The sequence below is a fragment of the Streptomyces bugieae genome (assembly GCF_036352915.1).
Lineage (GTDB): Bacteria > Actinomycetota > Actinomycetes > Streptomycetales > Streptomycetaceae > Streptomyces > Streptomyces endophytica.
This window is the reverse complement of sequence record NZ_JAZBJP010000015.1, coordinates 114,691-139,091: the sequence shown is the minus strand read 5'-3', so window position 1 is coordinate 139,091 and position 24,401 is coordinate 114,691. Positions and strand designations below refer to the sequence as shown.

The 24,401-nt window shown below is 69.1% G+C and carries 21 protein-coding genes and 2 pseudogenes; 6 read left to right on the top strand and 17 right to left on the bottom strand.

The window, feature by feature from the left end; genetic code table 11:
* Positions 1-63 precede the first annotated feature (63 nt).
* From kdpC to V2J85_RS22955, 6 genes are all read right to left on the bottom strand, one after another.
* A complete protein-coding gene (kdpC, locus tag V2J85_RS22980) occupies positions 64-675 on the bottom strand; it encodes a potassium-transporting ATPase subunit KdpC (RefSeq protein ID WP_261954482.1) in 612 nt (203 codons plus the stop codon).
* 5 nt (positions 676-680) lie between these two features.
* On the bottom strand, positions 681-2,816 hold the full coding sequence (gene kdpB, locus V2J85_RS22975) for a potassium-transporting ATPase subunit KdpB (RefSeq protein WP_330822605.1): 2,136 nt from the start codon (positions 2,814-2,816) through the stop codon (positions 681-683).
* Entirely contained in the window at positions 2,813-4,477 is a 1,665-nt protein-coding gene (kdpA, locus tag V2J85_RS22970; protein ID WP_261954480.1) for a potassium-transporting ATPase subunit KdpA, read from the bottom strand. The genes kdpB and kdpA overlap by 4 nt, the downstream gene beginning before the upstream one ends.
* Before the next feature lie 9 nt (positions 4,478-4,486).
* On the bottom strand, positions 4,487-4,576 hold the full coding sequence (kdpF, locus tag V2J85_RS22965) for a K(+)-transporting ATPase subunit F (RefSeq protein ID WP_018542562.1): 90 nt from the start codon (positions 4,574-4,576) through the stop codon (positions 4,487-4,489).
* A gap of 276 nt (positions 4,577-4,852) precedes the next feature.
* Complete coding sequence (locus tag V2J85_RS22960) at positions 4,853-5,596, bottom strand: DUF4118 domain-containing protein (RefSeq protein ID WP_330822604.1); 744 nt, start codon at positions 5,594-5,596, stop codon at positions 4,853-4,855.
* Positions 5,597-5,797: 201 nt separating this feature from the next.
* Positions 5,798-6,361 carry a universal stress protein gene (locus tag V2J85_RS22955; RefSeq protein WP_261954478.1) on the bottom strand — a complete coding sequence of 188 codons (564 nt, stop codon included), beginning with the start codon at positions 6,359-6,361 and terminating at the stop codon, positions 5,798-5,800.
* A gap of 209 nt (positions 6,362-6,570) precedes the next feature.
* Between V2J85_RS22955 and V2J85_RS22950 the strand changes: the two are divergent.
* Positions 6,571-9,136 (top strand): annotated as a pseudogene (locus tag V2J85_RS22950) (ATP-binding protein).
* 33 nt (positions 9,137-9,169) lie between these two features.
* On the opposite strand, the gene V2J85_RS22945 reads toward V2J85_RS22950, so the two are convergent.
* The 9 genes from V2J85_RS22945 to V2J85_RS22905 all read right to left on the bottom strand — a co-directional run bounded on the left by V2J85_RS22945 (position 9,170) and on the right by V2J85_RS22905 (position 17,607).
* Complete coding sequence (locus V2J85_RS22945) at positions 9,170-9,562, bottom strand: beta-ketoacyl-[acyl-carrier-protein] synthase family protein (RefSeq protein ID WP_261954476.1); 393 nt, start codon at positions 9,560-9,562, stop codon at positions 9,170-9,172.
* 418 nt (positions 9,563-9,980) lie between these two features.
* A complete protein-coding gene (locus V2J85_RS22935; protein ID WP_330822600.1) occupies positions 9,981-11,549 on the bottom strand; it encodes a Na+/H+ antiporter in 1,569 nt (522 codons plus the stop codon).
* A gap of 196 nt (positions 11,550-11,745) precedes the next feature.
* Positions 11,746-12,387 (bottom strand): hypothetical protein, encoded by a 642-nt coding sequence (locus V2J85_RS22930; protein ID WP_261954473.1) that lies wholly within the window; start codon positions 12,385-12,387, stop codon positions 11,746-11,748.
* A gap of 169 nt (positions 12,388-12,556) precedes the next feature.
* Entirely contained in the window at positions 12,557-13,102 is a 546-nt protein-coding gene (locus V2J85_RS22925; RefSeq protein WP_261954472.1) for a hypothetical protein, read from the bottom strand.
* Positions 13,103-13,212: 110 nt separating this feature from the next.
* Entirely contained in the window at positions 13,213-15,183 is a 1,971-nt protein-coding gene (locus tag V2J85_RS22920; RefSeq protein ID WP_330822621.1) for an APC family permease, read from the bottom strand.
* Positions 15,184-15,383: 200 nt separating this feature from the next.
* Positions 15,384-15,767, bottom strand: a complete 384-nt coding sequence (locus V2J85_RS22915) for a hypothetical protein (protein WP_261954471.1) — start codon at positions 15,765-15,767, stop codon at positions 15,384-15,386.
* A gap of 25 nt (positions 15,768-15,792) precedes the next feature.
* Positions 15,793-16,569 (bottom strand): GNAT family N-acetyltransferase, encoded by a 777-nt coding sequence (locus V2J85_RS22910; RefSeq protein ID WP_261954470.1) that lies wholly within the window; start codon positions 16,567-16,569, stop codon positions 15,793-15,795.
* Positions 16,570-16,637: 68 nt separating this feature from the next.
* Positions 16,638-16,715, bottom strand: coding sequence for a hypothetical protein (locus V2J85_RS41620; protein WP_474064967.1), 78 nt, complete (start codon positions 16,713-16,715; stop codon positions 16,638-16,640).
* Between the two features lie 82 nt (positions 16,716-16,797).
* Positions 16,798-17,607: an SDR family NAD(P)-dependent oxidoreductase gene (locus V2J85_RS22905; RefSeq protein WP_261954469.1), complete on the bottom strand. Its 810-nt coding sequence runs from the start codon at positions 17,605-17,607 to the stop codon at positions 16,798-16,800.
* A gap of 1,025 nt (positions 17,608-18,632) precedes the next feature.
* On the opposite strand from V2J85_RS22905, the gene V2J85_RS22900 reads away from it, so the two are divergent.
* Both V2J85_RS22900 and V2J85_RS22895 read left to right on the top strand, forming a co-directional pair.
* A complete protein-coding gene (locus V2J85_RS22900; protein WP_261954468.1) occupies positions 18,633-19,145 on the top strand; it encodes an RNA polymerase sigma factor in 513 nt (170 codons plus the stop codon).
* A complete protein-coding gene (locus V2J85_RS22895) occupies positions 19,142-19,849 on the top strand; it encodes a hypothetical protein (RefSeq protein WP_261954467.1) in 708 nt (235 codons plus the stop codon). The genes V2J85_RS22900 and V2J85_RS22895 overlap by 4 nt, the downstream gene beginning before the upstream one ends.
* Before the next feature lie 72 nt (positions 19,850-19,921).
* On the opposite strand, the gene V2J85_RS22890 is transcribed toward V2J85_RS22895, so the two are convergent.
* Positions 19,922-20,248: a hypothetical protein gene (locus tag V2J85_RS22890; protein ID WP_261954466.1), complete on the bottom strand. Its 327-nt coding sequence runs from the start codon at positions 20,246-20,248 to the stop codon at positions 19,922-19,924.
* Positions 20,249-21,110: 862 nt separating this feature from the next.
* Between V2J85_RS22890 and V2J85_RS22885 the strand changes: the two genes are divergently transcribed.
* Genes V2J85_RS22885 through V2J85_RS22875 form a run of 3 tightly spaced genes read left to right on the top strand, consistent with a single transcriptional unit; the run spans position 21,111 to position 23,889 of the window.
* Positions 21,111-21,440, top strand: coding sequence for a hypothetical protein (locus tag V2J85_RS22885; protein WP_330822597.1), 330 nt, complete (start codon positions 21,111-21,113; stop codon positions 21,438-21,440).
* Positions 21,437-22,528, top strand: coding sequence for a WXG100 family type VII secretion target (locus V2J85_RS22880; RefSeq protein WP_261954464.1), 1,092 nt, complete (start codon positions 21,437-21,439; stop codon positions 22,526-22,528). Before V2J85_RS22885 ends, V2J85_RS22880 begins: the two co-directional genes overlap by 4 nt.
* On the top strand, positions 22,525-23,889 hold the full coding sequence (locus V2J85_RS22875) for a hypothetical protein (protein WP_261954463.1): 1,365 nt from the start codon (positions 22,525-22,527) through the stop codon (positions 23,887-23,889). The genes V2J85_RS22880 and V2J85_RS22875 overlap by 4 nt, the downstream gene beginning before the upstream one ends.
* Positions 23,890-23,922: 33 nt before the next feature.
* On the opposite strand, the pseudogene V2J85_RS22870 reads toward V2J85_RS22875, so the two are convergent.
* Positions 23,923-24,381, bottom strand: a pseudogene (locus tag V2J85_RS22870) (TraG/TraD/VirD4 family protein); the annotation flags it as partial.
* Between the last annotated feature and the right edge of the window lie 20 nt (positions 24,382-24,401).

The following is a 24,401-nucleotide window of genomic DNA, read 5'->3' as shown; positions in this document are numbered from 1 at the left end:
CTGTTGTACGTGCGGTGCCGAGGGTGGCCGGCCCCCCGTGCCGGCCACCCGCGACACGTTCCCTCACTTCTGGGCGAGTTCCTTGACCGCGATGTTGAGCTTGAGGACGTTCACCGCGGGCTCGCCCAGGAACCCTGCGGTACGGCCGTCGGTGTTGTCCTTCACCAGCTTCTCGACCTGCGAGACGCTCAGCCCGTTGTGCCGGGCCACGCGCTTCACCTGGATCTCCGCGTAGTCGGGGGAGATGCCGGGGTCGATGGCGGAGGCCGAACCGGTGACGGCGTCCTTGGGGACCTCGGACTGCGGTACGCCGTTGAATTCGGCGACCTGCTTCTTCGCCGCCTTCACGTTCTTGACGAGGGTGGGGTCGCTGGCGCCGAGCTGGCTGGAACCGGTGGCCATCGGGTCGTAGTTGCTGTGGGACGGGCGGCCCTGGAACCACTTGGGGTCGGGTTTGTCCGTGCCCTTGATGTTCCAGCTCTGGCCGATGAGCTCGGAGCCGACGACCTTGCCGTCGACCTTCACCTCGGAGCCGTTGGCCTTGTCGTGGAAGAGCCCCTGCGCGATGCCGGTGACGGCCAGCGGATAGAGGACGCCGCACAGGACGGTCAGGACGAGCAGGACGCGCAGCGACGCCCAGGCCAGCCGGAGGGTGCTTGCTACGGAGTTGTTCATGGCGATCAACCGATTCCGGGGATCAGGGAGATGAGCAGGTCGATGATCTTGATGCCGATGAACGGTGCGATCAGTCCGCCCAGGCCGTAGATGCCGAGATTGCGTCGCAGCATCTTGTCGGCGCTCATCGGCCGGTACTGCACGCCCTTGAGGGCGAGCGGCACCAGCGCGATGATGATCAGCGCGTTGAAGATGACCGCCGAGAGGATCGCGGATTCCGGCGAGGCCAGGCCCATGATGTTGAGCTTGTCCAGGCCGGGGTACGCCACCGAGAACATCGCCGGGATGATCGCGAAGTACTTCGCGACGTCGTTGGCGATCGAGAAGGTGGTCAGCGCGCCCCGGGTGATCAGGAGCTGTTTGCCGATCTCGACGATCTCGATGAGCTTGGTCGGGTTGGAGTCGAGGTCGACCATGTTGCCGGCCTCCTTGGCGGCCGACGTGCCGGTGTTCATCGCCACGCCGACGTCCGCCTGGGCCAGTGCCGGGGCGTCGTTGGTGCCGTCACCGGTCATGGCGACGAGCTTGCCGCCGGCCTGTTCGCGCTTGATGAGCGCCATCTTGTCCTCGGGCGTGGCCTCGGCGAGGAAGTCGTCCACGCCGGCCTCGTCGGCGATGGCCTTGGCCGTCAGCGGGTTGTCGCCCGTGATCATGACGGTCTTGATGCCCATGCGGCGCAGCTCGTCGAAGCGTTCGCGCATGCCCTCCTTGACGACGTCCTTGAGGTGGATGACGCCCAGGACGCGCGGTCCGCGCTCGTCCTCCAGGGCGACCAGCAGCGGGGTGCCGCCGGCCTGGGAGATCGCGTCGGTGAGCTGCTGGGCGTCCTCGGCGACCTCGCCACCACGCTCCTGGACCCAGGCGATGACCGAACCGGTGGCGCCCTTGCGGACCTTGCGGCCGTCGACGTCCACACCCGACATCCGGGTCTGGGCGGTGAACGGCACCCACTCCGCGTCCACCAGTTCTCCCTGGTGGCGTTCGCGCAGGCCGTACTTCTCCTTGGCGAGGACGACGATCGAGCGGCCCTCGGGGGTCTCGTCGGCCAGCGAGGAGAGCTGGGCGGCATCCGCGACCTCGGCCTCCGTGGTGCCGCGTACGGGGACGAACTCGGCGGCCTGGCGGTTGCCCAGGGTGATGGTGCCGGTCTTGTCGAGCAGCAGGGTCGAGACGTCGCCGGCGGCCTCGACGGCCCGGCCGGACATCGCCAGGACGTTGCGCTGCACCAGCCGGTCCATGCCCGCGATGCCGATCGCGGAGAGAAGAGCACCGATGGTCGTCGGGATCAGGCAGACCAGCAGAGCCGTCAGCACGATCAGCGAGGTCTGCTTGTCCGCGCCTGCGTAGAGGGCGAACGGCTTCAGCGTGACGACGGCCAGCAGGAAGACGATGGTGAGCGAGGCGAGCAGGATGTTCAGCGCGATCTCGTTGGGGGTCTTCTGCCGTGCGGCGCCCTCGACGAGGTTGATCATCCGGTCGATGAAGGTCTCACCGGGCTTCGTGGTGATCTTGATGACGATGCGGTCGGAGAGCACCTTCGTCCCGCCGGTGACGGCCGAGCGGTCACCGCCGGACTCGCGGATGACCGGGGCGGACTCGCCGGTGATGGCGGACTCGTCGACGGACGCCACGCCTTCGACGACATCGCCGTCACCGGGGATGATGTCGCCGGCCTCGCAGACGACGAGGTCGCCGATGCGCAGCTCGGTGCCGGGCACTTGCTCCTCCGCGCCGTCGTTCAGCCGGCGTGCCACGGTGTCGGTCTTGGCCTTGCGCAGGGTGTCGGCCTGCGCCTTGCCGCGGCCCTCGGCGACCGCCTCGGCCAGATTGGCGAAGATCACGGTCAGCCACAGCCAGACGGCGATGACCCAGCCGAACCAGCTGCCCGGGTCCTTGAGGGCCAGCACAGTGGTGACCACCGAGCCGACCAGGACCACGAACATCACGGGGGACTTGACCATCACCCGGGGGTCGAGCTTGCGTATCGCGTCCGGCAGGGATGTGACCAGCTGCTTCGGGTCGAAGAGGCCGGCGCCGACGCGCCCGCCGTCCTTGTGTCCGGTCGGCACGTCGCTGTGCGGCGCCCGGGTCGGAGTATCGGTGGACATGTCGTCCTCTTGCTTCGTGGATTCGAGGGTCATGACGACAGCCCTTCGGCGAGCGGGCCCAGCGCGAGCGCCGGGAAGAAGGTCAGACCGGTGACGATCAGCAGCGTGCCGACCAGCAGACCCGTGAAGAGCGGCTTCTCGGTACGCAACGTGCCGGCGGTCTCCGGGACCGGCTTCTGCTCGGCGAGCGAGCCGGCCAGCGCGAGGACGAACACCATCGGCAGGAACCGGCCGAGGAGCATGCACAGGCCGAGCGTGGTGTTGAAGAACGGCGTGTTGGCGCCGAAGCCGGCGAAGGCGGAACCGTTGTTGTTCGAGGCGGAGGTGTAGGCGTAGAGCACCTCGGAGAATCCGTGCGCCCCGATGTTGGTCATGGCTTCCTTGCCGTCCGGCAGGGCAATGGCCATCGCCGTGCCGATCAGCACGAGCGCCGGGGTGATCAGGATGTAGCAGGCCGCGAGCTTGATCTCGCGGGTGCTGATCTTCTTGCCGAGGTACTCGGGCGTACGGCCCACCATCAGGCCGGCGAGGAACACCGCGATGATCGCCATGATCAGCATGCCGTACAGGCCCGAGCCCACGCCGCCGGGCGTGATCTCGCCGAGCATCATGCCCAGCAGCAGCACACCGCCCGACAGGCCGCTGAACGAGTCGTGGAAGGAGTTGACCGATCCGGTCGACGTCATGGTCGTGGAGACGGAGAAGAGCGACGAGGCGCCTTCACCGAACCGCTGCTCCTTGCCCTCCATCGCGCCGCCGGCGAGGTGCGAGGCGGTGCCGGGGTGGGCGTACTCCAGCCAGGTCACGGCGATGACGGCGCCGAACCAGACGATTCCCATGGCCGCGACGATCGCGTAACCCTGCTTGATCGAACCCACCATCTTGCCGAAGGTCCGCGGCATCGAGAACGGGATCACCAGCAGCAGGAAGATCTCCAGCAGGTTCGAGAGGCCGTTGGGGCTCTCGAAGGGGTGGGCGGAGTTGGCGTTGAAGAAGCCGCCGCCGTTGGTCCCCAGGTCCTTGATGGCCTCCTGCGAGGCGACCGCGCCGGGGCTGATGGCCTGCTTGCTGCCCGTGAGGGTGGTGATGTGGTGGATGTCGCCGAAGTTCTGGATCGCACCGCACGCCACAAGGATGATCGCGGCGATCAACGAGAGCGGGATCAGGATGCGGACCGTGCCGCGCACCAGGTCGGACCAGAAGTTGCCCAGGTCGCCGGTGCGGGAGCGGGCGAAGCCACGTACGAGTGCCACGGCGACCGCCATGCCCACGGCGGCGGAGACGAAGTTCTGCACGGCCAGACCGGCGGTCTGGGTGACATGGCTCATGGCCACTTCACCTGAGTACGACTGCCAGTTGGTGTTGGCTATGAAGGACGCAGCCGTGTTGAAGGCCTGGTCCGGGGTGATCGGTTTGAAGCCGAGTGACAGCGGCAGCTTGTCCTGCACGCGCTGCAGCACGTACAGGAACAGCGTGCCCACCGCCGAGAAGATGAGGATGCCGCGCAGGTAGGCGGGCCAGCGCATCTCCGCGTCGGGATTGGCGCCGACGCTGCGGTAGATCCACTTCTCTATTCGCAGGTGCCTCTTGGAGGAGTAGACGGCGGCCATGTAGTCGCCGAGCGGGCGGTGCACCAGGGCGAGCGCGCCGATGAGCGCGGTGACCTGGAGCACATCAGCAAGAACGGGGCTCATATCGGCGGCTCAGAACCTCTCCGGGAACACAAGGGCGAGGACGAGGTAGCCCAGCAGGGCGACGGCCACGATCAGGCCGATGAGGTTTTCGGCAGTCACAGCTTCGTCACCCCCTTGGCGACGAGGGCCACCAGCGCGAAGACCGCGAGCGTGGTGACCACGAAGGCCAGATCGGCCATCGTGCACTCCTGAGGAGAGGTTCGGAGGAACGGACGAGGAGAGGGAATCGCGCCGTGGCTCGTTTTCGCCCCTCCTTGACGGGGCCCTTACGGCCGTTGGCGCGACGTTGACGCATCTCTAACGGCGAGGACTCAACCCGCCCTCCTGCCTGAGCAGACACGCGTAGGAGCACGGCGCCGAGGGCGACGACGACGCTCAGGTTTCCGGGACCGGCCGCGCACCGCTCAGCGCTGCCCCTGCCTGGTCTGCCAGTGACACCGCGACCAGGCGTGCCTGCAAGGAGGGAACGGACCCCGCAACGGGGGAGAGCATGAATCGCCCGAGGAACAGTCCCTCCGCAGCGACCCGCAGTTCGACCTCACCCTCCGGCCAGCCGAGCCGCTCGATGTCCCACCGCCTGCGTGCCACGACCAGGCCACCGTCCTGATCGAGCCGCGGCGGATGGCCGAGCAGCGTGCCGTACTCGAAACGGCACCCGGCCAGCCCGAGGACGTCGACGAGTTGCTGCCGGACCTGTCCGACCACCGCGTCCGGTGAGCCGCTGTGGACGAGGCGTGCCGTGTCGTGCAGTCGTGCGAGGTGAGCTGCGTCGGTGATGGCGATCATGCGCATGGTCCGGGCGCGGGCCGCGAGCTGCGAGACGACCAGGCCGACTGCCAGGAGGAGAACGGCCGTCTCCAGGTCACCGGTGCCGGCGATGGTGAACTGCTGATAGGGCCTGGTGAGCAAGAAGTCGAACCAGCAGGCGGAGGACAGCGCGGCGATCGCTCCGGCGAAGCGGTTGCCGAGAGCGGAGATCGCCACGACCGCGACGACGAAGATCAGTGCCAGATTCGTGTGTGATACGCCCGTACGGAAGGGAACAAGCACCAGCCCGAGAGCCAGCGGTCCGGCTAGCGCAGCACCCAACGCGATGCGGTCACGCAAGGGATATTGCATGGTCCACCTCATGGTGCTTCGGCCCGAGGCGAGTGCCGCCGGTACCGATGAGGCAAGGGTCGTCCCGTAGAGCGTCGAACGGCAGGAAAGTCGACGGCCTTCACGGATCCTTACCGCGCAGCCGGTGAATATTGACGTCGCCTTGGCGCGCGGCGAAGGAGGCATGCCGCAGCGCACCCGCTGGCACGAGGGACGGGGACGTCAGTCCGCCAGTTCCCGTACGTCCAGGGGGAGTCGCCAGACGTTGCGGCGGTGAACGGTATCGAGGGCCTGCCGCAGGGGAGAAGGGGGCACGGTCAGTACCGGGCAGCAGGCGCGGGCGACGCAGTAGCGGGCGACGGAGGGCCAGACCGCCCGGCGCAGCCGGCCTCGGCTGCCGGCGCCGACCACCAGGAGGTCGTCGGGCCGGTCGGCGGCCATCAGCAGGGCCTTGCCCGGTTTGGCCAGGACGACCAGCGGCTCCAGCGGTACGCCGGGGCCGGCGCTGCCGAAAGCGGTGTCGAGGGCGGTCAGCAGACGGTCCTTCGCCATCCGGCGCCAGGCGGCCATCGGCGCCGGGCAGGGGCCGCCCCGGTGGGCGATGTCGCCACCCGGCGGCTCCCAGGCCAGTACGACCCGCAGGTTCCCCCGGACCGCGCGGGCCTCGTCGGCGGCGCGGTGCAGCGCCGTCAGGCTCCCCAGCGAACCACTCACCCCGGCGACGACGCGCCGCCGTGCCCCGGATCCGTCCATGGGGTCCTGTTCCTCGTCCTGTGTCACGTTCATGTCGTGGCCCATGGAAATCCCGAAGAGCGGGGCGGTCACGCCGGATTGGCGCTTCCCTGACGCGGGCGACAAAGACCCTGACGGCTCCATGACAGCAGCACACCCCCTGAAGCAGGCCGCGGGTCAGAGTTGCGTCAACGTCTTCGAACTCCCTCCCGGTATTTGCCGACGTGAAGTGACGATGCTGCTGAGACGCGAAGGAGTACGAGATGGCGCGGGGCAGCGATGCGACCGACGAGCCGGGCGCACGTCCCGGCAAGCTCAAGGTCTTCCTCGGGGCCGCCCCCGGCGTGGGCAAGACCTACCGGATGCTGGACGAGGGCCGGCGGCGCGCCGCCCGTGGCAAGAACGTCGTGGTGGCCCTGGCCGAGTGCCATGGTCGCCCGTCCACCGAGGCGATGCTCGAAGGGCTCGACGTGCTGCCGCGCGTGATGCGCAGGCATCGTGGTGCGGAGTTCGCCGAGCTCGATCTCGACCGCGTTCTGGAACTGCGGCCCGAGGTGGCGCTCATCGACGAACTCGCGCACACCAATGCGCCGGGCGGCCGCCACCCGAAACGCTGGCAGGACATCGACGAGCTCCTCACCGCCGGGATCGACGTGGTGGCCACGCTCAACATCCAGCACCTGGACTCGCTCAGCGACGTGGTCGAGAAGATCACCGGCGTGCCGCAGTACGAGACCGTGCCGGACGAAGTCGTCCGCCATGCCGACCAGATCGAACTGGTCGACCTGCCCGCCGAGGGGCTACGACGGCGCATGGCGCACGGCAACATCTACCCGCCGGAGAAGGTCGACGCGGCGCTGTCGCACTACTTCCGGCTCGGCAACCTCACCGCGCTCCGGGAACTCGCGCTGCTGTGGGTGGCGGGCCGGGTGGACGAGGCGCTGCGCAAATACCGCCATGAGCACAGCATCGGCCCGGTGTGGGAGACCCGCGAACGCGTCGTGGTGGCGCTCACCGGTGGTGCGGAGGGCGCGACCCTCATCCGTCGCGCCGCCCGGATCGTCGCTCGTTCCTCCGACGGCGACCTGCTGGCCGTCCACGTGACCCGCAGCGACGGCCTGTCCGGTTCCTCGCCTGCCGCGTTGGCCGATCAGCGGCGGCTCACGGAGAGCCTCGGTGGCAGCTACCACGCGGTGGTCGGTGACGACGTGCCGGCCGCGCTGCTGGACTTCGCCCGGGCCCAGAACGCCACCCAGCTGGTCATCGGCGCCAGCCGCCGGGGCAGGCTGCGGCGCGTACTGGCGCCCCGCGGCGTGGGGGGAGACGGTCGTCGAGCTCTCCGGCGACATCGACGTCCACACCGTCACCCACGAACATGCCGGGCAGGGCCGGAAATGGGCCGCGCCCGGCAGCGGCCTGTCGCGCTCCCGCCGGGTGGCCGGGCCGGTGGCCGGCCTCATCGCGCCCCTGCTGCTGACACTGGCGCTGCGTACGGTCTCGGCCCCGCTCGCGCTCAACCTCACCAGCGAGGCCCTGCTGTTCCTGCTCACCGTGCTGGGCGTCGCCTGCATCGGTGGGGTGGTCTCGGCGCTGCTCGCCTCGGTGACGACCTCGCTGTTGCTGAACTACTACTTCATCCCGCCCGTCGGCCACTTCACCTTCGCCGAGGCCAACATCGTCGTCGCCCAGGCCGCCTTCACGATCGTCGCCGTCACGGTCGCGGCCATCGTCGACCGCTCGCTGCGCCTGAGCAGACGGGCCGCGCGAGCCACCGCGGAGGCCGAGACGCTGACGTCGCTGGCGGGCGGCATCCTGCGCGGTGACCGTGCGGTGCCCGCACTCCTGGAACGGACCCGCGAGACCTTCGGCATGGACGGCATCGAGCTGCGGCCGCGGCGGGAGGAGCCGGAGCCGGGTGTCGCCGGCGACGCGGCGGCCGAGTACCAGACCAAGGTGGCGATAGGGGACGACAGCGTCCTGGTGCTGAGCGGGCGGCGGCTGCCCGCCTCCGAGCACCGCGTGCTCACCGCATTCGCCGCGCACCTGACCGCGGCCGTCGAACGCGCCCGGCTCGCCGAGGCCGCGGCCGAGGTGGAGCCCGTCAAGGCGGCGAACCGGATGCGGACCGCACTGCTTGCCGCGGTTGGCCATGATCTCCGGACGCCCCTGGCCGGATGCTGGGCCGCGGTCAGCTCATTGCGCAGCAGTGACGTGGACTTCTCGGCAGAGGACCGTGAGGAGCTCCTCGCCACCGCCGAGGAGTCCCTGGCCAAGCTCAGCCGCCTGATCGACAACCTCCTCGACCTGAGCCGGCTGCAGGCGGGAGCGCTGACCCTCCACCTGGAGCCCGTCGCGCTCACCGAGGTCCTGCCCTCGGCGCTGGACACCCTGCCCGGTTCGCCCCCGAAGGACCACGTCCACGTCGTGACCCGTGGGCTGGACACCGCTCCCGATGTCGTCGCGGACCCTCCTCTGCTGGAGCGCGTCCTCGCCAACCTCATTTCCAACGCGGTGCGGCATTCACCCGGCGGGCGTTCGGTCACGATCGGTGCGAGTGCACTGGCGGGACGGGTGGAGCTCAGAGTCACCGACCGCGGGCCGGGCATCCAACTCGCCGACCGGGAGCAGGCTTTCGAGCCCTTCCAACGTCTCGGCGACACCGACAACACCACCGGCCTCGGGCTGGGCCTGGCACTGTCCCGAGGGCTCACGGAGGCCATGGGCGGCACACTTACGCCCGAGGAAACGCCCGGAGGGGGCCTGACGATGGTTGTGTCCCTGCCGGCCGCACCGGTTCCGGTGGCGGTTGCCGCCGGACAGGCGCACTGACCGCGGCGCACCGCCCCGCGCCGTCGTGCCGCTTCATCCCGTGACGAGGGAGGCCGACGGCCGCGCCGTTCCCTCGGCTTCGACGATCAGCACTCGGCGCACCGGCCCGCCGGGGACGCTCAGCGCCGCTGCCATGCACTGGGCGGCGCGCGAGCCGGGGATGTCGAGGGCGGCGATGTCCTCCCGTGCGCCGAGCGCGTATGCCACCCGGGCCGACTGCCAGCGGGGCGGAACCTGCCGCCGCCGGACGACGTAGATGATGGCGTCGAGGTCCCCCGGGCCCACTGCCGAGTCGTGCAGGGCCCGGCGCGCGGCCTGTATCGCGCGATGCAGGGCGTCCAGGGGCGGATATGGGGCGTCGGACAGAGCAGCGGAGCCGTCGGATATACGGACCCCGCCCTCCAGGTTCCCACCATGGACTGCCATGTCGTCCCTCCCAGCGGCCCGCACGGATACTGCATGCGGCTTCCCCGGGATGGCTGATTTTCAGTGGTGGCGTTCCGTGTTCTTGATGGGTTCCAGACGGTGGCGGTGTAGCGCTCACGGAGGCGGGCAGCGAGCCGACACCGTTGGAATGTCGTTAGGGAACCGGCGTGGCGTGCGCGTGTCCTCGCGCGGGCCGTCACGGTGGACCCGTGCGGGGGTGGGCAGAGAACTGAGGAGGTCCGTGTGGTGTGCGCAGACATGGTGCCGGCGGTGGTGTCGTGAGCGTGGAGCGCATCGTGGGGCTGCTGGTGGCGGCGTCGCTGGTCGGTCTTCTGCTGGCCGGCATCAAGTTCCGGGACCGGTTCTGACGCTGCGTGCGGCTCTCCGTGCGTCGCAGCCTTGAGCGCTGGTCCCGTGCTCACTCGTCGCCGAGTCCGGCCTCCTCCAGGTCCAGCCTGCGCTGCAGTCGGCGCCGGGTGGTGTCGCTGACGTGGTTGGCCGCGTACAGGGCCTGCAGCTTCGTGGTCTGGGCGGCTATCACCGTGCGCCGGAGTTCCCGGTAGCCGGCCGCGGAGACGGATGAGGACGATGTCACGTCGTCGGCCTGGTCGGCGTCGGCCTGGTCCAGACGGGCCAGCAGGCCGCGCCGCAGTTGGTCGATGAGCGGGGCGGGCGCCGCCTCGGCGGCTTCGAGCTCGTCCAGGCAGTCCAGTCCGGCCCTGGCCAGACCGGACCGGGCGTTTGCTTCTTCGCGGGCTGTGTGCTCCGGCTCCAGCGCGATCTTCGACCAGCGGACGACGGGCGCCAGGGTGAAGCCCTGCAGGACGAGGGTGAAGACGACGACGCCGGTGGTGAGGACCAGGATCAGGGGCCGGTGCGGCAGCGGGCTGCCGTCGTCGGCGGCCAGCGGGATGGACAGGGCGGCGGCCAGCGGCATCACGCCACGGGTGCCGGCCCAGGAGACCACCGCGGGGATGCGCCAGGTGACCGCACCGTTGCCGCGGCGGCGCTGCATGATGACGGAGAGCGGAAGCACCCCGAGGAGACGCACCGCGATGACCGTGCCCGCCACCGCGAGCACACCGAACGGCCAGCCGCGTTCGTCCGGCCCCAACTGCCTTACAACGGTGGGGAGTTCCAGGCCGATGAGGGCGAAGACGACGCTTTCCAGAAGGAAGATCACGGTGCCGTAGACCGCGTGCACCTGGAGCCGGATGGTGGCGTTGGTGAGCCGATGGCCCGTGCTGCCGAGCACCACGCCCGCGACCACGACCGCGGTCACCCCGGAGGTGTGCAGGTCCTCGGCGAGTATGTAGGCGGCGTACGGCGTGACCAGGGCGATCACCGTCTCCAGGACCGGGTCCTCGGTCCGGCGCCGGATCAGTGTCACGGCGCCCGCGACCGCGCCGCCGACCAGCGCCCCGCCACCGCCCAGCACGACGAACTGTCCACCGGCCGCCGGCAGGGTGACGGCGGTGGCGGCCACGGCCGTGCCCACCGCTACCTTGAAGAGGACGAGGCTGGTGGCGTCGTTGAAGAGGCTCTCGGACTGGACGAGCACCTGGATGCGGGGCGGTAGCGCGATCTTGCGTCCGAGGGCCGTGACCGCGACCGGATCGGTGCTGGCCAGCACCGCGCCCAGGACGAACGCCATGGTGGTGCTGAGCGGGGTGACCGCGGAGGCCACCGCACCCACGGCTGCCGCACTGGCCAGCACCAGGCCGAAGGCGAGGACGGTCACCGGACGCCACACCCCGCGCAGTTCGCGCCACGGAATCTCCTCGGCGGACGCGTACAGCAGAGGCGGCAGCACCGCCACGCTGATCACTTCGGGCGTGACCTGGACGTCCGGTATCCAGGGAAGCAGCCCGATGAGCAGGCCGCCGACGACGAGCAGCGAGGGAGCGGGGATGCGCAAATGGCGGGCGCCGGTGGCCACCAACGTGGCGAACACGACGAGAAGAAGGAGGGCAGTAAGGTCGGTCACGTACTCATCTCTCGATGGCTTCGGCAAAGGCTGAACTGCCGCCGACCAGACTTCCCGGCACTCCGCACGGAAACCTACCGGTTGTTTTCGGGTTACTGCCACACCCTTAACGCCTGGCGGTGGCCTGCCTCCCGCGCGGAGGGTGCCTGGCCGCTTCCGCTGCTGTGCGCCGGCACGACCGGCGCGGCGTGGAGGCTCAGCGGCCGGTCAGCGCCAGCACCACTGCTGCGACGAGGGACAGCACAGCCGCCGCGCCACTCCCGACGTAGAGCCAGCCGAGCAGGGGCAGCAGCTTGCCGCCGGGCTGCCGGCTCGACCGCAGCGGGAGGCCCCCTCGTAAGCGAACCCCCGTCCAGCCCACGGCAACCAACACCAACAGGAATCCGGCTCCCCACACGATCGCGAAGACGCCTGCCAGGTCCCGTGCCGCAGCGGATGCCAGGGGCCGGACGTAGCGTCCGTCCGATGCGCGTTGCAGGGGGATGGCCCGGCCGAGCTTGATTCGGGCGTCGGTGAGGTGCGCCGCGTGATCGGTGAACCCGCCGTCCGCCGCGGCGAACGTCCCCGTGCATGCCCGCGATGAGCCGCCGCGCCCTACGGGGACGGTGTGGCAGCGCGTGGCAGAAAAGGTACCCGGTGTGCCGGAGGCGCCGGAGGCGTAACGGAAGTCGTCCAGCGGCATGCGCAGCAGCAGACCGGCCAGGGCGACGATGCCGAGGACCAGCAGGGTACCTATCGCAGCGAATGTGCGGCTCTGCGGCGAGTCGTGGGCCTTTGCGGCAACCGTAACTGGCTGCTCAGGCAGGGAATCGGCATCGGGCCGCGGCGTAGAGATCACGCGCGCGCCCGATGCCGGCCCCTTACCTTGTCCTCGTCCTGTGTCGCCTGGCCGGCCCGCTCTCGCGTGTCGCCCCATGCTTCCCCCCGGTGTGTCGTCCGGCGCACGTCTGACTCAGGATGAGCGCTCATCGCCGTGAGCACCGCAGCCCGAAGCTGCAGCGCTGCGCTTACCGCAGCCCGGAAGCTCTGAACACGGCGCGCGCTTCCTGCCCGTCGATCCGCTCCGCCAACGCCTGCAGCACCTGGCCGCCGTGGCGCAGCGTGCCGCGTTCGAGGGAGCGGCGGGCGCCGGCGTCGAGCAGGTGCCACAGGAGCGGATTGGTCTCCAGGACGTGAGGGTCCAATTCCAGCCACCCTCCGTGCGCGTCTCGCAGTACGAGGTCGGAGGCGATGACGCCACACCGGCGGACGGTGATCAACGCGTCGGTGCGTACGCGGCGCTCGCCCATAAGGCCTCGCACCGCCAGCCACCCGTCGCCCGCGGTCACGCGCGACGGCAGGAAGACGGCGAGGATGGCCACCCCGAGCCCGGTCCAGAGCCCGGCGCGGGGCAGCGTGAGACTGCCCGCGCCCCAGTCGAGCATCATGATCAGACCGACGAACGCCAGGGGATAACGAAGGGCGCGTCGGGCATCCGCACGCCAGTGGCGGTCGACGGCTGTGTCCGGCCGCCGGGTCTGCGCCGCGGCGACGGGAGCGGTTCGCCGTCCCATTTCGCTGACATTAGGCAGGATGAGCGCGGGCACTACCAGTCCTGACAACCCCCTGATGCCGTGTCGCTCATCTTTATCGCGTTCTTGACGCGGAGCCGCTGTGCGGGCGGTCAGCCGACGTGGACGCGGGGCCGGCGCTCGCGATCCGGTTCGGCCTCCCGGAGGACCTCACGGGTGACCGGGGCGACCTCACCCTGGCCGAAGAGGAAGAAACGGAGGAACTGGGCGAAGGGATTGCCTTCGGTCCACTCGAAGTAGATGTGCGGCCGCTGGTCCGTCATGTCGCGTACGTGCAGCAGCAGCGCGGCCAGTGCGTTGGAAATGGTGGTGCTTTCCAGACACAGCACGCGGTAGCGCCCATGCAGTACCTCGCCGTGCACCCGCAGCTCGCTCTCGAACTCGGACGGGTCGAGGACGGTGACCTCGACGAAGATGATGTCCTCGGAGACCGGGAGGTCGTTGTCGGTGCGGATCTGCTGGAGCTTGTCGCGGTATTCGGCCACGTCGCGCGTATCGGGTTCGTTCGCGATGAACCGGATCTTGCGATGGGCGACGTCGCGGATGAACCGTTCGGACATGTCGTCGAGCGCGACGCTGGTCACCCGCAGCTCAAAGGCACGGGCGAGGCGGGAGAGGAACGAGATCAGGATGATTCCGGCGATGAAGCAAGCGCCGATCTTCACGCCGTCGGGCCGCTCGATGACGTTCGCGACGGTCGTGTAGAGGAAGACCACGGCGATCACGGCGAAGCCGATCGTCCAGCCGCGCTGTCGGGCGCGATGCGCCGCGATGGTCACGGCAATGGCGGCGGAGCTGATCAGGACCAGGACCCCGGTGGCGTAGGCGCCGCCCTGGGCGTCCACGTCGGCGTCGAAGATCCAGGTCACCAGGAAGGCGACGGCGGTGAAGACCAGCACCATCGGCCGCACGGCCCGTGCCCAGTGGGGTGCCATGCCGTAGCGCGGCAGGTACTGGGGCATGAGGTTCAGCAGGCCGGCCATGGCCGAGGCGCCGGCGAACCAGAGGATGGCGATGGTCGAGACGTCGTAGACCGTGCCGAACGCGGAGCCCAGGTACTCGTGGGCGAGGTAGGCCAGGGCGCGCCCGTTGGCCGCCCCACCCGGCTTGAAGGCGGCCGCGGGAATGAGGACGGTCGTGACGAAGCTGGTGACGATGAGGAAGACGCTCATGATCACGGCGGCGGTGGTGAGCAGCTTCTTCGCGCCGCGGATCCGCCCGGTGGGGCGCTCCTCGGTGTCGCCGGCGTCGCCTTCGATGTGGGGCATGACCGCCACGCCGGTCTCGAAGCCGGACAGGCCCAGGGCCAGCTTCGGGAAGACCAGCAGGGCCACGCCGATCATGGCCAGGGCGTTGCCGTGCTCGGTGGTCAGCGCCTGGGTCCAGTCGGGCACGACGTGCGGCGCGGCGAACACGTGCCACAGGCCGACGACGGCCACGACGACGTTGAGCGCGAGGTAGAGGCCCACCAGCGCGACCGCCACGCCGATCGCCTCCAGGAAGCCCTTGAGGAAGACCGCGCCGAGGAGCGCCACCAGGACCAGGGTGATGAGCATCTGCCGGCCGTGCAGGGCGCTGCTGACGTGTGGGTTCTCCACCAGGTGGGTGGCGGCGTCGGCGGCGGAGAGGGTGATGGTGATCAGGAAGTCGGTGGCGGCGAAGCCGAGCAGGGTGAGGACGAACAGCTTGCCCTTCCAGAAGGACAGCAGCCGCTCCAGCATGGCGATAGACCCCTGGCCATGGGGGCTTTCCTTCGCCACCCGGCGGTAGACCGGCAGCGCGCCGGCAAGGGTCACGATGACCAGAACGACGGTGGCAACCGGCGACAGCAGTCCGGCCGCCAGGGCGGCGATGCCCGGCTGGTAGCCGAGAGTGGAGAAGTAGTCGACGCCCGTCAGGCACATCACCCGCCACCACCGCTGACCCTGATGGGCACTCTGCGGGCCGGCGTGCGGACCTGGATGGCGCTTGGCCATGTCGGTCAGCCCCTCCAGCATCCACGCCCGGACGCGATGCCGAACACCGGCTCCGGACGCGGAACCGGCAGGGGCGGAGGCGGCCATCGAGTGCTCCTGTCGTACCGCGAACGGATCAGCCATCGAAGCGATGATCACGTCAGGTACGCAGGTACAGCGCCTTCCTCGCCAGGGCGATCGTCAATATGGCGGTCCGGTGTCCCCTGAACGGTGGCCGGTACGCCATGGGCACGGCTGGGCGAGGAGGCGCATAGCCGGAGTGGGCCCGTCCCCTGGAGGGCTCGGACTCAGGGCCTGACGGCCTGCGTGCGCAGCATCAGATGGCAGGGGTGCTCCTCGCCGTCGCGCAGGAAGGTAAGTCGCACACGGATCTCGCATGCCTTCGGCGCCAGGGCGGGCCGTGCCGAGATGCTGCCGTTGGTGTACGTGCCGCCCTCTGCGGCTCCGTAGGCTCCGCCCCAGTCGAAGTATTCGTTGCCGATGTCGTCCATCGCCTCGAGGGCCAGGAGTACGGGGGTGGTGTCACCGGCGTCCGGCAGGGGCGGTGCGATGGTGTAGTGCAGGGTGAAGGAGTCGTCTCGCCGCTTCAGGCTGTGGACGGACAGTTCGTGGCGGCCGTTGAGGATGCTCGCCGTGGCGAGGGTGGTGCGCGGGGTGCGACGCGTCTTCATGGGGGCTCCTGGTCGTCGGTGGTGTTCAGGCGGCGAGCCCCGCGGTGCGGCGCGCGGGCTGCCCGGTGCGGTAGTGGACGTACTCGTGTTCCAGGCGGAAACCGGCGGTCCAGGCGAGGAGCCGGCTGGGACGGTTGTCTCGGGAGCAGGTCCAGCTCGGGGTGTGGCCGCGGGCGGCGATGTCCCGGCACAGGGCGCTGACGCAGGCCAGCGCGAGGCGCTGGCGGCGGTGTTCGGGGACGGTCAGGCAGGCGACGTCCTCGTAGGTGCTGCCGCGGAAGTACGTACAGGCCATGGCGAGCACACGGTCTTTGGCGAAGGCCGCCCAGCCGTGCCCGGAGGCGGCGAGCTGTGCCGGGCCGCCCCAACTGGCATGGCTCCAGGCAGCTTCAGGCCCCAGCGCAGCCACTGCTGGAGCGTCCTCAGGCATCAGCCGACGCACCGTCACCCCACGCGACGGGTGCGGAGGCGCAACGTGGACGCGGTGCACGTAGCCCATCCGCTCCCACGGCACGAGGAGGTCGAACGCGTAACTCAGCAGGGGCAGGAAGCGGGCCGGGGCCTGGATGTAGTGCGCGGCGAAAGGGGCGAGTGCGAGCGGGGCCAAGGCGGTTGGTTCGCCGTGGAGCAGCACGTGGTCGGCGCAGGCCACGGCGACGGCTCGGGGATCGACGGGACGGTCCGCCCACCAGTGACCGGCTCCCGGGCTCAGCGCGTGTTCGGCCAGCGCTGTCGCCCCAGGGAGTCCGCCGTCGAACCAGTGGGAGACTGCGGCGACTTGACCGGGGGAGAGCTTGATCACGGTGGCTCCTTGTGACGCTCGCGGGGTGGGCCGGGCGGGGCGGTACGGGGGCCGCCCCGCCCGGTGGTTCAGCTCTGGCCGGCCTTGCTGCCGTGGTTGGCCTTCTTCTTGCGGCGGGTCTTCTTCTGGCGGGAACGCTTGGACATGGTGTGGGTGTACGGCCTTTCGACGTCGATGGACCGCCTGTGGGCTTTGCAGGCGGTGGAGCCCTTCAGGTGGCGGTGTTCCTCAGGCGTGTTGGCCGACCAGCTGGTCAGCGAGTTTGGTGAGGCGCTTGACCGTGCGGTCTTCGGTGGCGGCGGGCGCGGGCTCCGTGCGCTGGTCGCGGTCGTAGTAGGCGCCGTTGACGATCTCGACCGCCGGGTCGCACAGCCGCACGACATGGGCGGCGCCCTCGGCAGCCGGCTCACCGCTGTTCGCGTAGAGCGGCAGCAGGTCGGTGTCGCAAATTCCGGGGTGTACGGAGACGGCGGTCACGCGGGGGTCGGCGGCGAAAACGGTGAGCGCCAGCTGCGACTGGGCGTAGGCGGCGAGCCGGGAGTAGCGGCGGGCACGCTGCGGGTCGCTCCACTGGATGGAGGCGGTGCGGTGCAGCGACGAGGACACATTGACGACGCGGCCACCGGGCTCGCTGGTGAGCGCAGGCTCCAGGAGGCAGGTCAGCAGGTAGTGGGCGAGGAAGTTGACCTGGAAGGCGATCTCGTTGCCGTCGGCGGTGAGGGTGTGCCTCTCGGGGGCGGCCATGCCGGCGTTGCTGACCACGACGTCCAGGTGGGGGTGCTCGGCGACGACGCGGCGCGCCATCGCCTCGACCTCCTCCAGGCGCGTGAAGTCTGCGGCGAATCCGCACAGTTGGGCGGCGTTGACGCCCGCGGTGGCGACGAGCTTGTCGGTGGCGGCCTGCGCCTCCTCGGCGGTGCGGCCGTGGACGAGGACGGTGGCGCCGCGTTCGGCGAGCAGCCGGGATGTCTCGTAGCCGATGCCGGAGGTGGCGCCGGTGACCAGGACGGTACGGGAGGAAAGGTCGAAGACGGACATGATCCATTCACAGGAGGGGAGGAAAGGGGCTGATTGCGCCGTACCTGCCCCTCAGGGGCGTGACGTACGGACGCACGAGAAAGGGGCGCCTGATCAGGTCAGGGCGCCCCGTGGGAATGCGGGAGACGTCTCAGCGGGAGGCGGAGGTCTCCGTGCAGCGCGGCGCACGACCCAGGGCCGCCGGATGAGGCGGGCGGTCGAGAAGGAGCCAGGCGCTGTTCACATCCCCCATCACATTCCATGTCGTTCCTGCCTTCAAGGGAACCGCATGGCTTTTGACGTTGCCCTGATGAGCTGTGCGTCGAGTGATGCGTGTGTGGGTGCGAACCTGTTGACGCGATGGCCAGGGAGGTGAAAAACCCCGGAACGGCTCGGCCCTCCGCCCTCACCGCGATGGTCGGCAGAGTCGGAGGCAAGCCGCGCAGCCTGCTGCCGCGCCCGCGTGCTCTGCTGCGGGGTGTTTGCGATCGCGCACTGCGACCGCCTCCGTCAGAGCGGTCTCGATGAGGAAGGGCAGGATCAGGAAATTCGGTGTAGTAGACGCAGCTCAGAGCGGTGCTCGGTGGCGACATGCGACAGGGCCCGGCGGCCCCGCACGGCCCGCGCCTGTTGAAGCACAACGCTGCGGCCACGGTGGTTAGTTGGGCGGCCGTCTCAGTCTGGAGGGCAGACGGGCGATTCTCGCGTGGAGCGCTTCCCCATCCGTAAGATTTTCCGGTTAGCCGTTGCACGATCTGGGGTCGGCAAACGCTATAGAGCCAGAGGAACACCAAGGTTTCTCTGAGGCGTTGGGGAGGGCGCCTCTCTCACCAGCGGAGGGGATTCCCAAGCACCGTGAAGCTTCATCTCGTTGGCGACCTACTGACAGTCGCGATGGCCGCGCGTGTCTTCGGTAGGGACGCTCTGGCCGCACTGCGGCGCGCTGCTGCGGCCGGGGTACTGATGGGCCTGTCAGAGCTGCGAGGCCGCTGCCCGAGCCCGGGAGGTGAGCGGTGACCCGATACCGCCGCCTCAGAGCGCTCCCGATGACTGAGCTGCCTGCTGACTTCCGCGCCTTCCACGAGTTGTTCCGAGAGGTCTACATCCACTGGTCCGAGCTCTACCTCGCCAACCTCGCCGATGCCGAGGAGGCCGTGGACGACGCTTTCGAGCAGCTTTACCTCAGCTGGTCGGAGGTACTGGAGCACGAGAACCCCCATGCGTATGCATGGGTGGTGGTCAAACACCGGACCATTGACTATGCCCGTGCACGCGGACGCCGCCCCACCGTGGTCGACCAGGCGGCGTTCGAGACCGCGGCCCTGCGTGACGCGGTCGACCCGATCGGCGAGTTGTCGGAGAGCATGCACGTCTACACGGCGATCCAGGCCCTGCCCGAGCGGCAGCACGATGTGATCGTCCTGCAGTACTGCCTGGGTTACAGCACCCAGGAGACCGCCGACATTCTCGGCGTCACCCCCGCGGGAGTCCGGTCCACCACCCGCTATGCCCGGCACCGGCTGCAGCGCGCCCTGGGCCTTGAAAAGGAGGAACGATGAGCAGTTCTGCTGATCTTGATCGCGCACTGGCCAAGGCCCGGCTGCCCAGACGCGCCTACTCCGGAACCCCGGCGGCTGAGGCACGGCTGACCGCACGTATCAACGAACGTATGTGGCAGGGCGCCCTGTCCTTCGACGACCAGATGGAGCCCGCCCGGGCGGCCGCGGCCCGGGCTGCCGAGCGTGCGGGCCTGCCACACCGAATCCAGACCCGGCACCTGAACACGCTGTGCGAGACCGTCGTCGCCCGCGACTTGCACAAGCTCAGCACCTTCTTCTCCCGTCGCATTCTCGAGCCGGAAGCAGCCCGCGTGCTGGGGTGTGTGCTGCATCTGGCCCGCCGCTCCGACAGTGCCCAGTTCTGGTGGCAATTCGCCGCCGGCGCCGGAGACATCGGGGCCGCCTGCTGTCTCTACCTGCACCACATGGCCCTCGGCGAGCGGCACGAAGCCAAGCTCTGGCGCGACCAGGCCAGACTCGAAAGCCACGAACCATCGACCCCCGAATTCGCCGACTGCAGCGATCTGGTCGCCGCCCTGCGGATCCTTGACGTCCTGCGTAGGGAGAAAGCGGGCGTCTCCGCGGCAGCCAACGCCGTCATCGCCTACGTCCCCGACGCGCTCGGCTTCGTTGATGACGTCGACCTGCCGCTACCCGAAGCCGACTTCGCCACCCGCATCGAAGAACTCACCGCCAGCACCTGACCACGCCGCCCGCACACGGGCACCAACACCGAAAGTGGCCGGCTCTCTGCTGCGGGGGAGGGCCGGCCACTTTCAGTAGGCAGGACGATGCCCCTGGTCGGCATCGGGTACCGCGGAATTGTCTATCGCGCGCTCTCCCGGACGCAATGCGTCGTCGAGGCGTCCCGCTTGTCGTACCAGGGCACCCAGACTGTCCGCCATGAGGTTCGCCATCTCGACGTACGCATGCCTCAACTCGTCGCTGTTTATGGGTTTTCGGGATCCGTGGCGAGCTGCCGCGGAGTCGGCGTCCCCCGGGGGTTCCTCGGTGTGGCCCTGCGGGCTGGATCCGTACGCCTCAAAGGTCTTCGTCAGCCTCACCAGTGCTTCTGCATCCACAAAAGAGTCATCTTTCGGCATGGGAATTTCCCCTTCCCCCTACTGCCCTAGCCATGGAAGGCGGCCGCTGAAAGGCCGCGGTATGGGAGTCTAGAAGTGGGGTGATCTTCGAGGAGGCAGTCAGAGGTGATCTTGTCGGAACCCATATGTCGGGTACCGGCGGCCCGGCCACCTACGAATCTGCTTCGGGGGCCTGCCCGATGACGCGTTGATCCTGCGGGCGGAGGCGGAGGGGGAGGGGGCGGAGGAACGGGAAACTGTGCAGCTTGCTGCTGACGGAACCGTTCGAGCAGATTCAGGGTCTTCCGCGGCCAGTTCCTTAGGTAGCGGGGTGCGATGACGGCTGCCAGGAGAAGCAGGGAACCGCCCGCGATTGCCGGCATCGTGAGAGCCCCAAAGCCGCGGCCCCACCAGGCGATGGACAACAGGACGGTGCTCGCGATGCAGAATCCGATGATGGCCTGGGCGGGGTGCCGCTTCTCATGGGCCAATGGCGCCCCTGTGGATCCCGGTCTGGGTCCACCATCCGCCCGGGCCAAGTCCTGATCAGCGCTCCTTGGTCCCCGGGCGAGCGGCGTATGGCGTTGACGACCAGGTTGGCGATGACGCGCTCCAGAAGGGGCGGATCCGCGAGCAGGTCACGGGGGTCCGTCAGGTCCTGGGTCTCGATGCCGGGCGCTTCATGTCCGGAAGAGTACGGGGCGCGTCAGCGGAATGTCGAAGCAGGTGCCGCCACTCACGTCGCCGCATAAAGGACGTGACAAGAAAACTTCCGGCCACCCTCGCGTTGATCACTTCGTTCCTAAGCTGCCCTGCGGGCGTTCGCCACACCGTGCCTGCGCCATGCCATCAGTGTGCTTCGAGAAACAACAGGGGGTGACTCGTGTCTGCCCACGAGTCGTTAGTGGATGCGGCGGCGCTTTCCAAGTTGGCCAAGGGCTTCGAGAGTTACGGTTCGGACCTGGAGAGCTATATCAAGGACTTCCGGTCGAAGACCGATGCCGAGGTGATTCATGACGGCTTTGGAGTCCTCACGGAATCCGAAGAGGTCACCTCCACGTACATCGAGATGTCCAACGACATGGTGGAGACGCTGAACGGCCTGCGGCAGCACTTCGACCAGATCAGCCAGGGCCTGCGCACGGTCCAGCAGAATGCCACGGCGACGGACGAGTCCCTGTCGACCGGCTTTGACCAGGGACGTCACGCATGAGCGGTGACGAGTCCGTAGCGGAACAGGTTTACGAGGCCGGCCTGGAAATCATCAACCCCGGCGGCGAGCCGGAGGTCTTGCGTTCCGCTGCCAAGGGGTGGCGGGACCTCCACGAAAACCTCCAAACCATGTTCCGGGACCTGGACCGAGAAGTGCAGCGGACAATGGATTCCGGCTGGCGCGGTCAGGCAGCCGACTCCTTCGCCGCGCATTGGAAGAACCTCGATGCGGCGATGACGAAGAGCCTGCCGCAGTTGCCGGAGGCAGCCGAGAGCCTCGAAGAAGCCGCGGATGCCATCGAAGACATCAACCGCGAAATACATGAGATCTATCTGGAAATCGGCATCTCCATCGGCGTCTCGGTGGGCCTTTCGTTCCTGACCATGGGATTCTCGGCGGCCGCGGGGGCAGCCCGAGCCGCCCAACTCGCTGCCCGCGCCGCAAAACTTGCCAAAACGCTCGGCACGATCCTGCGCAAGGTGAGTCAGGCGTTCAAGACCATCTCCCGGCTGGCGAAGGAACACCGCTTTCTGAAGAACGTTCTGGTCAACTGGGCCAGCAACACCGGCGGCACCGTCATCACCAACGCGCTCACCGGACAGGACACCAACCTGTTCGAGGCGACCTGGCAAGGAGGCCTCTCTTCCCTCGTCGGTACCGGGCCCGGGCTCGCCGTCGCCCGCGGACTGGGCAAAGCGGGCCGACCGTTGCTCGGCGACATCGCAGGCGGCGCCGCCGGAAGCATGGCCGGCGGGTTCGCCGTCGACGGAACGAAGAACCTCGACAACGACCCGTCGAACGACGTCAGCGGGCGCGACATGCTCTGGGACGCAGGCGTCAACGGAGTCGGCGGCGCTGCAGGCGGCGCCGCCGTACACGGTGCGAACACTCACCTGCCTCCCGGCCGGGAGGGTCCGCACTTCTCTGTCGAGGGCCCCGCTCAGGGCATCATCTACGGCGGTGCCGGAGCCATCGGCAAACCGCTGCACGACGCCATCTGGTCACAGCAGCCGGACGAGGCGAAGAACGAGGCCGCCGCGACGCCGCAGGGGCCGGAGAAGGGATCAGTGAAGGACGTATTCGGGTGAGGAAGCGTGACGCCGGCACCGCCCTGGCGACCGCCGTGGCCTGGGGCGGTGCCGCAGCGTTCCTGATCTGCCTGCTGGTACGGAAGGTGGCCCCGTACCCCCGCTGGGATCTGCTCGCCTGCCTGGCGGTGTCAGCCGGAGCGGTCCTGGCGTGGTGGTTGCGGGCGAGCGGACGGTGGCTGCCGGCAGGCGGGGCGACACCGGCACCGCCCCGACCCGGCCCGACGGGACGACGACGGCTCCGATGGTGGCCCGCAAGACGCCTCGCCTACGTCGTCCTCGCTCTCACCGCCGTCCCGCTGCCGCTCGTCATGCTCTTCCTTTCGACGACGGCCGCCACACCCCAGCTGGCCGCGATCCTCGCCCATCACCCACGCATCTCGGAGGTGGCCATCGCCGAGGTTCACCACTCGTACCTGAAGAACAGCAGGAACTACAGGTACTACGAGTCCGCGGTCACGGTGACGGTGTCGCCCGCCGACCGGCCCAGTAGAGGGACAGCCCGGCTCAAGGGCACGGTACAGACCTCCCAACTCCCGCAGCTGGGTGACCGGTTCGCGGGACTTTACGCGGCGGACGCCCCCGGCGCCGGGGTCATTCTGGACCGCCGTGCCGAGCTGCGCGCGCTGCTCGGCGGGCCGGCCGGCCCGGGGGACCTGGTGATGCTGGCCCTGTACAGCCTGTTCCCCTTGTCCGCCGCCGCAGCAGCCCTCCGCCCGCGCGCCGCCCCCCACGCTTCGGACGGCATCTTCGGTGACGGCGAGCCCCGGATGCTTCGGGTCCGGATCGTCGGCCCCGGCGCCGGCAACCTCCTCAGGCGCCCCACCGCTCCAGGCGCTGCGAAGCAACCGGGCCCGCTCCTGTCACCCTCGTTGCGCCTCGCCTCGTCGCACGGCCCCCGTGATCTGTTCCTCGACCGCTGCCTCGACCCGGTGTCGTTCGCAGACACCCTCCAAGGCGCTCAAGGCCGGTTGTACTGGACGCCCCGGACGGAAGACCGGCCCGAATGGTCCACCCCGGCCCTGCTCGTACTGGATGACGGCCGTTACGTACGGGGAACAACACCCATCGGCACGCCCCCGGAAACCCCGATGGGCGAACCGGTCAGCGACACCCACCCCGACCCCGAGCCGACCGGCCCGGTGGGCCCCTACGCCCTGTGGCAGCCCCATGTCCACACACCGGGCGCGATCTGCTTCGGTGCCGCCTTCCTCGCCGTGGTCCTGCTGGTGACAGGGGTCGGATACGACGGTGGAGTGCTGCGCACGGCATGCCTCGTGGTCGCCGCAGCCGGGCCGGTAGTGGGTGTGCTGATGATCGGGCCGCGGCGCACCCGTTATCTGCGGCGGTTGACGTCGTAGGGGGCCGTGTCCCCCCACTTGGTCCAGGCGCGCTCACGCTGCCTTGCCGAAGTCGAGGTGCCGAGGCGCTGTCTTGGCGATGGCACGCTGAGTGATGCCCTGTGAAGCACGCTCGGAGGCTGCGGAGATCTCGTCGGCTCCTGGTTGTAGGTACCAGGGCTTCAGATCGAGCACGGCGACGCGCATTCCGGTGGCGAAGCACAGTGCGGTGCCCTTGGGCAGGGCGCGGATGGCGTCGGCAGGAAGGATGCGTTCCTGCCGCATGCTGACGGAGGTGGACTTGCCGGATTCGGAGTGTGAGGTGGAGGTGCTCACCACGTCGTGGTCGCCGATCATCCTGCTGAGCTTGTCGGCGAAGTCTGGGTCGTCGATGCCGGGGCCGATGACCTTGATCGTGGAAGCGGACCACATGGAGTCCATGGCGGCGTCTCCCCATACCTTTTGACCTTGCCTGTAGCTCTGCAGGATGATGCCGCGGCTGCCGAGGTGGGAACCGGAGAGACGGTCGAGGC